This is a genomic window from Aeromicrobium senzhongii (genome assembly GCF_014334735.1).
Taxonomy (GTDB): domain Bacteria; phylum Actinomycetota; class Actinomycetes; order Propionibacteriales; family Nocardioidaceae; genus Aeromicrobium; species Aeromicrobium senzhongii.
The window spans coordinates 2,608,615-2,622,795 of sequence record NZ_CP060587.1; the positions used below are offsets into that span (position 1 = coordinate 2,608,615).

The window sequence follows — 14,181 nt, forward strand, 5'->3', positions numbered from 1 at the left end:
CCGGACAGACTCCGGCCGATCAGGGCAGGTCGATGCGCAGGAACTCGGGCCGGTAGAGGCTCGGATCGGCCTGGACGTCGCCGTCGGTCGTGTTGCGGCTGACCGAGACGACCATCGTCCCGGGCTCGGGGAAGAGGTCCGGATGGGCCAGCGGCATGTACCGCAGCTCCGAGCTGGTCGAGGGGATCTTGGCGACGGGCGGCAGGGCCGTGAACGGGCCGGTCGGGCTCGGGCCCTTCCACAGGACCAGGTCGGTGCCGACGAAGTCCGACTGCTTGCTGAGCGCGTACCAGGAGTCGCCCTCGCGGAAGACCGAGAACGTCTGCGAGACGCCGTCTCGCTGGTCGATGAGCGTGGCGGCACGATCCTCGTCGCGCTGCCAGCGGCTGCCGTCCCAGTACCGCCACGTCGACTGGTCGGTGATGTCGGTCAGCCTGGCCCGGGCCACCGAGACGGCCCAGCCGAAGCCGTTCTCGGACGACCGGCTGGTGCCGTAGAGGTAGACGGTGTCCCCCACCACCGTCCCTGCGGCGCCCCACGTCGGGCGGGCCGGGTCGGGGTCGTCCTTGCCGAGGTCCACGACGCGCTGCAGCACCGGCCCCTGCCCCGACTCGACGTCGAAGATCGCGACGGCCGGGCCCAGGTTGCGGAAGGCGAACGGGCCGTCGTCGCCGGTCTGCTCGACGCGCTGCGCCATCACGCCGACGAGGTCGTGCCCGTCGAGCTCCACCGACGCGATCGACATCGGCCAGTAGCCGACGCCGTCGGGACGGTCGGGGATCAGCGCACCGCGGTTGCGGCGCTGGACGAGCCCGGCACACCCGTCGCCGAGCACGAGCATCGAGTTGCGCACCATCGTCGTGCTGTCGTAGTCGGGCCGCCGGACCGTGTCGCCGAAGACGAAGAGCTCGCGCCCGTCGGCCAACGCCGTGCTGGCCCCCACGTCCCCGCCCACGAAGCCCGCGATGTCGTCGACCGTCTCGATCCGCTGGTTGAGCTCCTCGACGTTCCGCGGCAGCGTCACGGGCGCGCAGGTCACCGTCACCGACGGCTGAGGGGCCGACGTCGTGAAGGCCGGCGCCGCGGGCGTCACGACGAGCACGCCGGCGAGGAACAGCGCCCCGAGAGCGGCGACGACGGGACGGCGGCGCAGTGAGGGATGGACGCTCAGCAGACCCGGGCGGGACTCGGCCTCCGTCGCGGCGACCGTGGTGGCGGCCAGGCCGATCATCGTCCAGAGCATGAACATCAGCACGACGCGCTCGACACCCTCACCGTCGAAGTAGGCCAGGTCGCGGGTGCCCCACGTCGCCGCGCCCGGCGGCAGCCAGGCCAGCAGCGTCGGCCACACCACGGGCATCGGGGTCAACGGCCACGCGCCGATCGCGCCGGGGATCCCCAGCACGAGTCCCGCGATGGCCAAGCCCAGACCGAGGCCGCCGAACCACGCGATCAGCGCGAGGGCGACCGCGCCGACGCCCAGGACGACCAGCGCGCCCAGAGCCGCGAGGGACCAGAAGGGCGCGTCGAAGCGGTCGATCACCACGTCGCTGAGGAACGCGCCGCCGACGCCGGCCACCGCAGCCCCTCCGGCCAGCACGGCGAAACGCAGCAGCACCAGACGGGGCCCGGCCGAGCGGGCTCCGAAGACCAGTCCCAGCAGCCCCGCGAACGCGACGCCGAGCAGCGCCCACCCCATGGCGAGCCGGAAGGGACCGACTCCCTGCGGGTCGCGCGCGCTCGTGGGGATCCGATCACTTACGCGCACGGTCTGCCCGCTGACGGCGAGGATCTCCTCGACCGTGGAGCGCACCTCGTCGGCCTCGGCGCGGCCGGCGGCGCTGGCCACCCACAGGACGTGCCGGTCCCCGCGGCCCAGCAGCAGGACACCGCTGACGGACCGGTCCCGCAGGCTGGCCTCGGCGGCCTTCCGCGACGGGCTCAGCCGCGCGGCGAGCGGTTGGTCGACCGGGCCGTTGAGCGCATCGCGCATCGTCGTGGCCTGGGGCTCCGGGCCCACGACGGCGACCGGGATCTCGCGCGGGGCCGCCTGGGTCAGGCCCGGCAGCTCCGAGGCCGGATCGATCCGCACCAGCAGGGTCGTGAGCGCGATCGCCACCACGAAACCGGCGACCGTGAGGCCCACCCCCCGCACGCGGTCCATGGGGCCACCGTAGCGACGGCGCCGCGAGACGGCCGCCGCGCCGCCCGTCTCGGGGCAGCCTGTCGGGACCCGCGACTAGGCTGTATCCGCGATGACCCTGCCATTCCCCGTGCCCTCCTCCCGCCCGACCCGCCCGGGTCCCGACGGCCCCGAGCAGACCCCCGCGAAACGGCGGACGGCACGCTCCGACGAGCTGCTCGAAGGCCTGAACGACGCCCAGCGCACCGCGGTGTCACACACCGGTGGGCCCCTGTTGGTGGTCGCCGGCGCGGGCTCGGGCAAGACCCGGGTGCTGACCCGGCGCATCGCCTGGCTCATCGCCGCCCGCGGCGCCCACCCGGGCTCCATCTTGGCCATCACCTTCACCAACAAGGCCGCCGCCGAGATGCGCGAGCGCGTCGCCGACCTGGTCGGTGCGCGGGCCCGGATGATGTGGGTCTCGACGTTCCACTCCGCCTGCGTGCGGATCCTGCGCCGCGAGGCCGACAAGTTCAGCTACACCTCCTCGTTCAGCATCTACGACGCCGCCGACACGCGGCGGTTGATGACGCTGGTCGTCAAGGACCTCGACCTGGACCCCAAGAAGGTCAATCCGCGCGCGGTCCTGAACTGGGTGTCGAACCACAAGAACGAGCTGGTCGACCACGAGGAGGCCGGCCACCGGGCCACCAACGGCACCGACGAGACGTACGCGCAGTGCTACGCCGAGTACCAGCGGCGCCTGCGTGCGGCCAACGCGATGGACTTCGACGACCTCATCATGAACACGGTCCACCTGCTGCAGGCCTTCCCCGAGGTCCGCGACACCTACCGCCGCCGGTTCCGCCACGTCCTCGTCGACGAGTACCAGGACACCAACCACGCCCAGTACACGCTCATCAAGGAGCTGTGCGACCAGGACTCCGACCTCATGGTCGTGGGCGACTCCGACCAGTCGATCTACGCCTTCCGCGGCGCCACGATCCGCAACATCCTCGAATTCGAGGACGACTTCCCCGACGCCGCCACCGTGCTGCTCGAGCAGAACTACCGGTCGACCCAGAACATCCTCGCGGCGGCCAACGGCGTCATCGCCCGCAACCCCGGCCGCCAGGACAAGAAACTGTGGTCCGCCGAGGGCGACGGCGAGCTGCTGGTCGGCTATGTCGCCGACGACGAGCGTGACGAGGCGCAGTTCGTCGCCGACGAGATCGACCGGCTCGCCGACGAGGGCATCGCGGTCGCGCGCGACATCGCGGTGTTCTACCGCACCAACGCGCAGAGCCGTGTCTTCGAGGAGGTGTTCATCCGCGTCGGACTGCCCTACCGCGTCGTCGGCGGCGTGCGCTTCTACGAGCGCAAGGAGGTCAAGGACGCCCTGGCCTACCTGCGGGTGCTGGCCAATCCCCGCGACGCCGTCTCGATGCGCCGCGTGCTCAACGAGCCCAAGCGCGGCATCGGCGACCGGGCCGAGAACGCGCTCGAGCGTTTCGCGACCCGTCACGACATCAGCTTCTGGGAGGCCATGACCCGCGTCGACGAGATCGACGAGCTGGGCACCCGCTCGCGCACCGCGGTCTCGAGCTTCGCCACGACGATGTCCGAACTGATGGACCTGGCCGCCTCCGGCGCGCCGGCCGATGCCGTGCTCGAGGCGGCCCTGACGAAGTCGGGCTACCTCACGGTGCTGGAGAACAGCACCGATCCGCAGGACGAGACCCGGGTCGAGAACCTGGCCGAGCTCGTGGCCGTCGCGCGCGAGTTCGTCGCGTCCGCGGCCACCCTCGACGAGGACGAGGAGAGCGACGACGACGTGGTCCTGGCCGCAGGCTCGCTGGACGCGTTCCTCGAGCGGGTCGCGCTGGTCGCCGACGCCGACTCACTGCCCGACGCCAAGGACGGCGTCGTCACCTTGATGACGCTGCACACCGCCAAGGGCCTGGAGTTCCCCGTCGTGTTCCTGACCGGCCTCGAGGACGGCGTGTTCCCGCACCTGCGATCGCTCGGCGACCCCGCCGAGCTGCAGGAGGAGCGCCGCCTGGCGTACGTGGGCATCACCCGCGCGCGTGAGCGCCTCTACCTCACGCGCGCCACGGTGCGATCGGCCTGGGGCGCGCCGTCCTACAACCCGGCGTCGCGCTTCCTCGACGAGATCCCGCCGACCCTGATCGACTGGAAGCGTGAGGCCAGCGCACCGACGCAGTGGGCGCCGCGCACGCCGTCCGCGTCGTTCAAGTCCTCGGCCGTCGCGGCCCGCTCGAAGAAGAAGGCCGGCGGCGAGGTCGTGTCCCTGTCCCCCGGCGACCGCGTCACCCACGACAGCTTCGGTCTGGGCACCGTGGTCACGGTCGAGGGAACCGGGCAGAACACCGTCGCCAGCGTCGACTTCGGCTCGGCCGGGGTCAAGCGGCTGCTGCTGCGCTACGCCCCGCTCGAGAAGCTGTGAGGACGCGGGGCGACGCCCCGCGCCACCGCCGCGCTCACCGCTGAGCACCCCCTCAGACGACGGAGGCCGGACGCTGCGGGCCTCAGCCCACGCATCCGGCCTCCGATGAGTCCGAAGGGTCCGTCAGGGGTTCACGCCGTGCGCGGCGAGCATCGCGGCCGGGTCGGCGGGTCCGCCGCCGCCCGGGTGCACCTCGAGGTGCAGGTGCGGGCCGGTGACGTTGCCGGTCGAGCCCGTGGCGCCGATGACGTCACCGGGGCCGACCTTCTGGCCGGGCTGGACCTGGATCGAGCTCTGGTGGCAGTACCAGACCTCGGTGCCGTCGTTGAGCGTGATGACGGTCTTGTTGCCGTAGGCGCCCTCGTAGCCGGTCGACTTCACGGTGCCGGCGGCGATCGAGACGATCGTCGAGCCGGAGGGGCCGGCGAAGTCCAGGCCGGTGTGACGGCCGCTGCTCCAGTAGCCGCCGCCCTGGCCGAAGCGGGCCGTGATGCGGTAGCCGACGACCGGGATGACCCACTGGTTGCGGATCTTCTCCTCGGCGCGGGCCTGGACCTGCTGCTCTTCCCTGGCCTTCTGCTCAGCGAGCGCCATGGCGATCTGCTGGGCCTGCAGGGGCTTCTGCACCGCGAGCTCGCGGTCGTAGTTGCGCGAGACGTCGACCGCGTTGGTCGCGTTGGCGCCGACGTAGTTCTTGGCCAGAGCGGCATCGGCGCCGGCGAGCAGGCCGGGCGAGGTGACGCTCAGCGAGCCGATCGCGGCGATCGCGACGGCGGCGGCACCGGCCGCGAGGCGGGTGCGGCTCGAGACGGCGGCGCGGCGGGCCGCGCGGCGGGCGCCGGGGATCCGGCCGGAGGGAAGGGAGCCGACGGCGGGGAACGTGATGGTGTCCTCGACGGCGGGGGCGCTGCGCTCGGCACGCGCGGGGGTCGTGGCGGGCTGGTCGACGGCGGCCTTGGCGGGCTTCGGCGCGGCGACGGGAGTCGGGCGCTTCGCCCGACGGCCGACGGTGTAGGTCTGTGACGTCGACTCGGCACTCACGGCGTTCATCACCATGGTGGAGTCGTGGTCGGTCTCGACGGGACGTACTGCACGGCGCGATCCAACGCGTCCGGTGTTCTCAGGGGCATCGGGGGTCGACCGACCGCTCTTCCTCGAGCGATCGAGTTCGGACATACGGTTTGCGCCTCCGGGGGGTCAGGCTGTCGGACTCCGCGAGTCTAGGGGACTCGGAGTCCACGATTCCAACTTTCGACCCGGGTGAACGGCGGTTAACTCCCAGATAGCAGAGGAAAGTCGATCCCGCATGTCCAGATGACGGGACGGTGTTTCAACTCACGTTTACACAACCCAGCCCTGAACGGCGGCCTCACGCCCGGTAGAGTCGCGAGCGCTTCGGCGGCGTCGCGTCCACGGCGGCCGCTGAACCACAGCGAATCCCACCATTAAGGACGTCACCGTGGATCTGATGGAATATCAGGCGAAGGAGCTCTTCGCCAAGCACAACGTCGCAACGACCCTCGGCACCGTGGTCACCACGGCCGAAGAGGCCAAGGCCGCTGCCGAGCAGTTGGGCGGCGTCACCGTCATCAAGGCGCAGGTCAAGGCCGGCGGCCGCGGCAAGGCCGGCGGCGTCAAGATCGCCAAGACCGCCGACGAGGCCTTCGAGCACGCGTCGAACATCCTGGGCATGGAGATCAAGGGCCTCACGGTCAACCGCGTGCTGGTCACGCCGGCGACTCCCCCGGTCGAGGAGTACTACTTCTCGTTCCTGCTCGATCGCGCGAACCGCAGCTACCTGTGCATCGCGAGCGTCGAGGGTGGTGTCGAGATCGAGGAGGTCGCGAAGACCAACCCCGAGGCCGTGCGCCAGATCCCGATCGACGCCGGCACCGGCGTCGACGAGGCCAAGGCCCGTGAGATCGTCGCCGACGCGAAGTTCCCGGCCGAGCTGGCCGACCAGGCCGTCGAGATGATCCAGGCCCTGTGGAAGGTCTTCGTCGAGGAGGACGCGACGCTGGTCGAGGTCAACCCGCTGGCGCGCCTCGAGGGCGACAAGCTGGAGGCCCTCGACGGCAAGGTCTCGCTCGACGAGAACGCCGAGTTCCGTCACCCCGAGCACGAGGCGTTCGTCGACAACGACGCCACCGACCCGCTCGAGGTCAAGGCCAAGTCGAAGGGCCTGAACTACGTCAAGCTCGACGGCGAGGTCGGCATCATCGGCAACGGCGCGGGCCTGGTCATGAGCACGCTCGACGTGGTCGCGTACGCCGGTGAGGCACACGGCGGCGTCAAGCCCGCCAACTTCCTCGACATCGGCGGCGGCGCCTCGGCGCAGGTCATGGCCGACGGCCTGGACGTCATCTTGAACGATGAGCAGGTCAAGAGCGTGTTCGTCAACGTCTTCGGTGGCATCACGTCCTGTGACGCGGTCGCCAACGGCATCAAGGGCGCGCTCGAGATCCTCGGCGACGAGGCCACCAAGCCGCTCGTCGTGCGTCTCGACGGCAACAAGGTCGACGAGGGCCGCGCGATCCTCAACGAACTGAACCACCCGCTGGTCACGCTCGTCGACACCATGGACGGTGCCGCCGACAAGGCCGCCGAGCTCGCGAACGCGTAAGGGACGAAAATGGCGATCTATCTCAACTCTGACTCCAAGGTCATCGTCCAGGGCATCACGGGCGGCGAGGGCACCAAGCACACCGCCCTCATGCTCAAGTCCGGCACCAACGTCGTGGGCGGTGTCAACGCGCGCAAGGCCGGCACCACGGTCACGCACGTCGACGCCGACGGCAACGACGTCGAGCTCCCCGTCTTCGGCTCGGTCGCCGAGGCGATGGAGAAGACCGGCGCCGACGTGTCGGTGGCCTTCGTGCCGCCGGCGTTCACCAAGGACGCCGTCATCGAGGCCATCGACGCCGAGATCGGCCTGCTGGTGATCATCACCGAGGGCGTGCCGGTCCAGGACACGGCCGAGTTCTGGGCCTACGCCCAGGGCAAGAAGACCCGCATCATCGGCCCCAACTGCCCGGGCATCATCAGCCCCGGGCAGGCGCTGGCCGGCATCACGCCGGCCACGATCGCCGGTGCGGGCCCGATCGGTCTGGTGTCCAAGTCGGGCACCCTGACCTACCAGATGATGTTCGAGCTGCGTGACTTCGGCTTCACCACCGCCATCGGCATCGGCGGCGACCCGGTCATCGGCACGACGCACATCGATGCGCTCGAGGCGTTCGAGAACGACCCCGACACCAAGGCGATCGTGATGATCGGCGAGATCGGCGGCGACGCCGAGGAGCGTGCGGCCGAGTACATCAAGGCCCACGTCACCAAGCCGGTCGTCGGCTACGTCGCGGGCTTCACGGCCCCCGAGGGCAAGACGATGGGCCACGCCGGCGCCATCGTGTCCGGTTCCTCGGGCACCGCCCAGGCGAAGAAGGAGGCCCTCGAGGCCGCCGGGGTCAAGGTCGGCAAGACGCCGTCCGAGACCGCCGCCCTCATGCGGGAGATCCTGCAGAGCCTCTGACACCCGTCAGCACGAAGCCCCCGCGACCTCACGGTCGCGGGGGCTTCGTCGTTGCAGGGGGCGGGCGGCCGGATTACCACGGGACCATGGGAATCCGTCACCTCCCTAGGGAAGTTTCCCCGGGGAGGCGCTGGTTTACCACGGGACCGTGGTAAACCGACACCGCACGCGCCCTCACTGCGGGGCGTAGGCGAGGCGCTCACCGGCGCGCTTGAGCACGGCACGGAACTCGCCGCCGGAGATGGCGAACTTGCCCGCGGGCGGGAAGAGCACCTGGGTGACGTCCTTGCCGCGGCGCACGATGCCCATCCGGTAGTAGACGACCTTGTTCTTGCCGATCTCCAAGCCGATGCGCCACGACATGCCCGTGAAGCCCTCGCCCCTGATCTTCTTCGTCTCGTCGATCTTGGCCGGGAGGTCGCTGTCGGGGCAGCGGTCGACCTTCTTGCGGATCCGGTCGTAGAACGCCTTCGCGGCCCGGTCGTCGGTGAAGCGGCCGACCGTCTGCGTGAGCGCGAACTGCTCGGGCAGCACCGGCGCCTCGGGGATCGCGAACACGCGCGCCTGGGCCTGCACGACGGACTTGCCGGTGAAGGAGGCGTCGTCGCACAGGGTCGCCGTGGGGTTCTGCTCACCGACCTCGATGGGGGCGCTGGCGCTCCAGACGCTGTCGACGGTCTTGACCGGCGGCAGGTCGACGACGTCGAGGAACTCGGGGTACTTCCCCACCGGCGGCGGCAGCGCCGACGTGACGGTGAACCGCTCGGTGCAGTCGCCACCGGAGTCCGCGCACACGCGGCTGATGGACTCGTTCAGCACGCGCGCGAACTCGCGGACGTCGGTGCGCTCGGTGCCCGGCGCCTCGTGCACCAGGGTGCTGGTGAGCGAGCCGGACTGCGCCAGGCCCACCGTGATGAACCGGGCCGGCGAGCGGTAGGACTGCAGGCGCAGGATGTCGAAGTCGCCGAACGGACGCTCGACGCGATACGCGTCGACGAGGCGAGTGCGCGGGTGCTGGCAGCCGGCGTAGAACGACACGAGCCGGTCGAACGCGGCCTCCGAGGCCGCCTGCGACCGCGAGACCTCGAGGGCCTGCGCCACGCGTCCGCCGCGCTCGTTGCTGAAGGCCCGCACGAACACCTTGAGCGGGTCTGGGTCGGCGAAGCGCGAGGTCGGGCAGGTCGCGTACGGCGTCGCGTTCTTCGGGTCGGTGTCGGTGGCGTCGACCTTCCACGTCGTGTCGGGCCGCAGGTGCGCCACCTCGCTGGCCGACAGCAGGTCGTCGGTGCCGATGTTGTGCGAGTCCAACACGATGTCGCGCGACTCGGCGCCGATCTTCTCGCGGTCGGGCAGTGCCGACTGACGCTCCATCGCGTCACCCTGGGCCACGAACGCTCCGCCGAAGAGCGTCAGGACGAGGGCGGCCACCACGGCCAGGACGGTGTTGCGACGCGCCCCGCGACTCGCGGAGCGCCGCACCTCGGGCGCGGTCGGCAGATCCATGCCGGCGGTGACGACCGCGAGGGCACGCATCCGCTCGACGACCTCGTCGAGGCTCGCGCCGAGGCCCTCCTCGATCCGGCTGAATCCGCGGGACGCCAGCTCCAGCGCCTCCTCGTCACCGACTCCCACCTCGAGCGCCGCCTCGTCGAGGTCGACGTCGGCGATCGTCATGAGGCTGATCAGCCGCCGGGACGGCTGGTCGAGGTCGTCGAGTTGCTTGAGCAACGCCCGGTCGGTGTCGTGGGGGCGCTTGCGGCGCAGCGGGTGCGTGCTGCGGATCAGCGCCGTCCCCTTCCACGCCTCGGCGCGGACGAACGCCGCCGGGTCGGCGGCCGAGACGCGGGCCCACTGGGCCCAGGCGTGCCGGTAGGCCTCGATCGTGGCGTCGCGAGCGACGTCGCGATCGCCGCACTTGGCGTACGTCGTGACGAGCGTCACGCGCTGCGTCGCCGAATAGAAGGCGTCGAACTCGTCGACTCGAGTCATCCGTCCGCCTCCCTTCGATCCGCCCCGGCGTGTGCTGTCAGGATCGTCGCCACAGTACCGGTTGGATGGTGAGATGCCTGAGTCCCGTGCTGCCGATCAGTGGCGCCCGGCGATCCTCACCGCGGCCGGATCGGCCCTTCTCAGCATCCTCCTCGCGGGCGCCGCGACGCTGGCGACCGGGACGGCCGACTCGACCGTCGCCGTGATCCGGACGTCGATTCGCGCCTGGCTCGTCACCGTGGGTGCGACCCTGACGACCGGCGAGACCCGGATCGACATGGTGCCGGTGGGCGCAACGCTCCTGGTGATCGTCCTGGTGTTCACGTTCACCCGCCTGACCTTGCGGACCCCCATCGTCGACCCCGTCGCCTTCGGGGCGATGACCGGCGGCATCGCGGGCGTGCTCGCCGGGATCTGCTCCGCGGCGACGATGACCGACGCCCACAGCACGAACTTCGTCCGGGCCGCCTTCGGCGCGTTCGTCGTCGTCGGCCTGCCGGCCGCCTGGGGTGCCGCTCGGCGCTCGGACATCGCCTGGCTCGGACTCCCCCACCGCTGGGCCCCGGTCGCCGACGGTGCCGCCACCGGCGTGATCGGCCTGCTGGGCGGCGCGACGATCCTGACGCTGGTCATGCTCGTGCGGCACCTCGACCGCGCCGCCGACCTGTGGGCCACCCTCGACCCCGGTGGCCCCTTCCTGCTCGGCCTGATGTGCCTGCTGGCGTTCCCCACGCTCGTCCTGTGGTCGGCGTCGGTCCTGCTGGGCCCGGGGTTCACCCTGGGCAGCGACACCTCCGTCGACCTCGCCGGCAGCGCGCTGGGCTCGGTGCCCGGCTTCCCGCCGCTGGCGGCACTGCCCGATCCCGGTCCGTTCGGCGGCTGGGTCGTGCTGGTGACGCTCGTCCCGCTGGCCGCCGGCGTCGCCGCCGGGCTGGTCGCCTTCACCGGCATCCCGGTTCCCGAGCGCGGGTGGGCACGAGTCGCCGCGGACGGGGCGCTGGCGGGCGCGGTGGGCGGTGCCCTCGTGGGGCTGCTGATCGAGACCTCGCGCGGCTCCCTGGGGCCCGGAGCGCTGCAGACGGCCGGGCCACCCGCCTGGCAGGGCCTGTTCATCGCCGTGCCCCTGCTGGCGGCGGGCGGCGCCCTCGGTGCGATCGGCGCCCACTATCGTTCTGCACGTGACCGCGCCTCGTCCTGAGCCCGCCCGGCTCGTGGTCCTCGTCTCGGGCTCCGGGACCAACCTGCAGGCCCTGATCGACGCCTCGGCCGACCCGGCCTACGGTGCCCGGATCGTCGCGGTCGGCGCCGATCGCGACGGTATCGAGGGTCTCGCCCGCGCCGAGCGTGCCGGCATCACCACATTCGTCGACCGCGTCGGTGATCACCCCTCGCGGGAGGACTGGGACGCGTCTCTCGCCGAGCAGGTCGCCGCCCACCGCCCCGACCTCGTCGTGCTGGCCGGCTTCATGAAGCTCACCGGGCCGGCCTTCCTAGCGCGGTTCGGCGGTCGCACCGTCAACACCCACCCGGCGCTGTCGCCGTCCTTCCCCGGCATGCACGGGCCCCGCGACGCCCTCGAGTACGGCGTCAAGGTCACGGGCGCGACGCTCTTCGTCGTCGATGCCGGCGTCGACACCGGGCCGATCGTGGCCCAGGTCGCGGTGCCGGTCGAGGACGACGACGACCCCGAGTCCCTGCACGAACGCATCAAGACCCACGAGCGGGCCATGCTCGTCGAGTGGGTCGGCCGCCTGGCCCGCAAGCCCTGGACGATCGAGGGCCGTCGCATCCGCTTCCAGCCGAAGGACCCGTCATGACCGACCTCCGCCCCATCAAGCGCGCCCTCGTCTCGGTGTACGACAAGACCGGACTGACCGAGCTCGCTGCCGCCCTGCACGCCGAGGGCGTCTCGATCGTCTCGACCGGCTCCACCGCCAAGACGATCGAGGCCGCCGGCATCCCGGTGACCCCGGTGGAGGAGCTCACCGGCTTCCCCGAGTGCCTCGACGGCCGGGTCAAGACCCTGCACCCGCGCGTGCACGCCGGCATCCTGGCCGACCGCCGCCTGGCGGACCACGCGCGCCAGCTCGAGGAGCTCGACATCGAGCCGTTCGACCTGGTGATCGTCAACCTCTACCCCTTCCGCGAGACCGTCGCGTCGGGCGCCGCTCCCGACGAGGTCGTCGAGCAGATCGACATCGGCGGACCGTCGATGGTGCGCGCCGCCGCCAAGAACCACCCCAGCGTCGCCGTCGTCGTGTCGCCGAGCGCCTACGGCGAGGTGAGCCAGGCCCTGGCGAACGGCGGGTTCACCTTCGACCAGCGCAAGCGCCTCGCCGCCCAGGCGTTCGCGCACACCGCCGCCTACGACGTCGCCGTCGCCTCGTGGTTCTCCTCGACCTACGCCCCGGCCGATGCCGAGCCGTTCCCGGCGTTCGCCGGCGCGACGTGGGACCGGTCCGCCGTCCTGCGCTACGGCGAGAACCCGCACCAGCCCGCCGCGCTCTACACCGACGGCACGAGCGGCCTGGCCGGCGCCGAGCAGCTGCACGGCAAGGAGATGTCGTACAACAACTACGTCGACACCGACGCCGCCCGCCGCGCCGCGTTCACCCATGAGAAGCCCGCCGTGGCGATCATCAAGCACGCCAACCCGTGCGGCATCGCCGTGGGCACCGACATCGCCCAGGCCCACGCGCGGGCCCATGCCTGCGACCCGGTCTCGGCCTTCGGCGGAGTCATCGCGGCCAACCGCCCCGTCACCGTCGCCATGGCCGAGCAGGTCGCCGAGGTCTTCACCGAGGTGATCGTGGCGCCCGACTACGAGGACGGCGCCGTCGAGATCCTGCAGGGCAAGAAGAACATCCGCATCCTGCGCTGCCCCGCACCGTCGCACGAGTCGCCGGTCGAGTTCCGGCCGATCAGCGGCGGTGTGCTGCTGCAGCGCCGTGACCTGGTCGACGCCGAGGGCGACGACCCGACGACGTGGACGCTCGCCGCCGGTGAGCCGGTCGACTCCGACACCTTCGCCGACCTCGTGTTCGCGTGGCGCGCGTGCAAGGCGGTCAAGTCGAACGCCATCTTGCTGGCCAAGGACGGCGCGTCCGTCGGCATCGGCATGGGCCAGGTCAACCGGGTCGATTCGTGCCGCCTCGCGGTCGAGCGCGCCGGCGAGGACCGCGCGCGCGGCTCGGTGGCCGCGTCCGACGCGTTCTTCCCGTTCGCGGACGGGCCTCAGATCCTGATCGACGCGGGCGTCACGGCGATCGTCCAGCCGGGTGGCTCGGTGCGCGACGCCGAGACGGTCGCCGCGGCGACTGCCGCCGGCGTCACGATGTACGTCACGGGGACTCGTCACTTCTTCCACTGAGCACCTGCTGGCGCAGGTCCTCCAGCATCTGCGTGCCGGCCTCGTCGTCGATCAGATGACCGATGACGAGGGCGCGCAGTGCGCGCACCACCTTGACGGCCTCCTCGGCCTCGATGTTGACCCCCGCCGACCGGCGCAGGGCGACGCCCGCGACGACGGACACCATGTCCTCGGCCAGACCCGACGGATCGGGGATGCCCGCCGACACCAGCAGCTTGACGAGCACGTCGGTCGCCGTCGTCAACGCCGTCACCGCGGCCTCGCGCAGCTGGGGGTCGCGGGCCGCGCCGAGGATGACCGCGAGCTCGCGGGTGGCGGTGGTGGCCGGGCGCTGGGCGAAGATGCCCGCCGCGAACTCCACGGACGTGTCCTTCGTGATGAACCCGACCAGGCCCTGCACGTCGACGTCGGCCAGCCGGGCCATCGTGGCCAGCCAACCCTGGATGTGGTGCTGGAGCGCCTCGCGCAGCAGCTCGTCGATCGTCGCGAAGTAGTAGGTCGTCGTCGCGGCCGGAAGACCGGCCGCCGCCGCGACCGCTCGATGGGTGACGGCCCGGGAGCCGCCTTCGACGAAAAGGTCCAGAGCAGCGTTCAGCAGGGCCTCGCGGCGCTGCCGACTGCGCTCTTGGGACAACTGCGCCCGCGAAGTCATGTCCGCAGTCTAGGGCTCAACGGACCGGACCCCCGGCGGACTGCCTCAGCGT

The 14,181-nt window shown here is 71.4% G+C and carries 10 protein-coding genes; 6 read left to right on the forward strand and 4 right to left on the reverse strand.

Annotated elements, in window-relative coordinates; genetic code table 11:
* Nucleotides 1–19: 19 nt before the first annotated feature.
* Nucleotides 20–2,164 carry a DUF5005 domain-containing protein gene (locus tag H9L21_RS12875; RefSeq protein WP_154596570.1) on the reverse strand — a complete coding sequence of 715 codons (2,145 nt, stop codon included), beginning with the start codon at nt 2,162–2,164 and terminating at the stop codon, nt 20–22.
* A gap of 91 nt (nt 2,165–2,255) precedes the next feature.
* On the opposite strand from H9L21_RS12875, the gene pcrA reads away from it, so the two are divergent.
* Nucleotides 2,256–4,589 (forward strand): DNA helicase PcrA, encoded by a 2,334-nt coding sequence (gene pcrA / locus H9L21_RS12880; RefSeq protein WP_154596569.1) that lies wholly within the window; start codon nt 2,256–2,258, stop codon nt 4,587–4,589.
* A 123-nt stretch (nt 4,590–4,712) separates the two neighbouring features.
* Here pcrA and H9L21_RS12885 read toward each other — a convergent pair whose 3' ends face one another.
* Nucleotides 4,713–5,630: a M23 family metallopeptidase gene (locus H9L21_RS12885; protein ID WP_222865786.1), complete on the reverse strand. Its 918-nt coding sequence runs from the start codon at nt 5,628–5,630 to the stop codon at nt 4,713–4,715.
* A 418-nt stretch (nt 5,631–6,048) separates the two neighbouring features.
* On the opposite strand from H9L21_RS12885, the gene sucC reads away from it, so the two are divergent.
* Both sucC and sucD read left to right on the forward strand, forming a co-directional pair.
* Nucleotides 6,049–7,212 carry an ADP-forming succinate--CoA ligase subunit beta gene (gene sucC / locus H9L21_RS12890; RefSeq protein ID WP_187411546.1) on the forward strand — a complete coding sequence of 388 codons (1,164 nt, stop codon included), beginning with the start codon at nt 6,049–6,051 and terminating at the stop codon, nt 7,210–7,212.
* Between the two features lie 9 nt (nt 7,213–7,221).
* The gene (gene sucD, locus H9L21_RS12895; RefSeq protein WP_154596567.1) at nt 7,222–8,118 is read left to right on the forward strand and encodes a succinate--CoA ligase subunit alpha; all 897 of its coding nucleotides are present in this window, start codon (nt 7,222–7,224) and stop codon (nt 8,116–8,118) included.
* Nucleotides 8,119–8,292: 174 nt separating this feature from the next.
* On the opposite strand, the gene H9L21_RS12900 is transcribed toward sucD, so the two are convergent.
* Nucleotides 8,293–10,107 carry a SigE family RNA polymerase sigma factor gene (locus H9L21_RS12900; RefSeq protein ID WP_154596566.1) on the reverse strand — a complete coding sequence of 605 codons (1,815 nt, stop codon included), beginning with the start codon at nt 10,105–10,107 and terminating at the stop codon, nt 8,293–8,295.
* A gap of 73 nt (nt 10,108–10,180) precedes the next feature.
* Here H9L21_RS12900 and H9L21_RS12905 point away from each other — a divergent pair, with 73 nt between their 5' ends.
* From H9L21_RS12905 to purH, 3 genes are read left to right on the forward strand one after another with little or no spacing between them, the layout of a single operon-like run.
* Nucleotides 10,181–11,305, forward strand: coding sequence for a cell division protein PerM (locus tag H9L21_RS12905; protein WP_154596565.1), 1,125 nt, complete (start codon nt 10,181–10,183; stop codon nt 11,303–11,305).
* The gene (purN, locus tag H9L21_RS12910; RefSeq protein ID WP_222865787.1) at nt 11,286–11,924 is read left to right on the forward strand and encodes a phosphoribosylglycinamide formyltransferase; all 639 of its coding nucleotides are present in this window, start codon (nt 11,286–11,288) and stop codon (nt 11,922–11,924) included. Before H9L21_RS12905 ends, purN begins: the two co-directional genes overlap by 20 nt.
* Nucleotides 11,921–13,477 (forward strand): bifunctional phosphoribosylaminoimidazolecarboxamide formyltransferase/IMP cyclohydrolase, encoded by a 1,557-nt coding sequence (purH, locus tag H9L21_RS12915; protein WP_154596564.1) that lies wholly within the window; start codon nt 11,921–11,923, stop codon nt 13,475–13,477. The genes purN and purH overlap by 4 nt, the downstream gene beginning before the upstream one ends.
* Here the strand turns inward: purH and H9L21_RS12920 are convergent.
* Nucleotides 13,449–14,129 (reverse strand): TetR/AcrR family transcriptional regulator, encoded by a 681-nt coding sequence (locus H9L21_RS12920; RefSeq protein ID WP_154596563.1) that lies wholly within the window; start codon nt 14,127–14,129, stop codon nt 13,449–13,451. The genes purH and H9L21_RS12920 overlap by 29 nt on opposite strands.
* Between the last annotated feature and the right edge of the window lie 52 nt (nt 14,130–14,181).

What these genes read in the sequence shown, in the direction of transcription:
- H9L21_RS12905 (WP_154596565.1), top strand. Translation starts at nt 10,181, where the DNA reads ATGCCTGAGTCCCGTGCTGCCGATCAGTGGCGCCCGGCGATCCTCACC.
- sucD (WP_154596567.1), top strand. Translation starts at nt 7,222, where the DNA reads ATGGCGATCTATCTCAACTCTGACTCCAAGGTCATCGTCCAGGGCATC.
- purH (WP_154596564.1), top strand. Translation starts at nt 11,921, where the DNA reads ATGACCGACCTCCGCCCCATCAAGCGCGCCCTCGTCTCGGTGTACGAC.
- pcrA (WP_154596569.1), top strand. Translation starts at nt 2,256, where the DNA reads ATGACCCTGCCATTCCCCGTGCCCTCCTCCCGCCCGACCCGCCCGGGT.
- H9L21_RS12900 (WP_154596566.1), bottom strand. Translation starts at nt 10,107, where the DNA reads ATGACTCGAGTCGACGAGTTCGACGCCTTCTATTCGGCGACGCAGCGC.
- H9L21_RS12875 (WP_154596570.1), bottom strand. Translation starts at nt 2,164, where the DNA reads ATGGACCGCGTGCGGGGGGTGGGCCTCACGGTCGCCGGTTTCGTGGTG.
- H9L21_RS12920 (WP_154596563.1), bottom strand. Translation starts at nt 14,129, where the DNA reads ATGACTTCGCGGGCGCAGTTGTCCCAAGAGCGCAGTCGGCAGCGCCGC.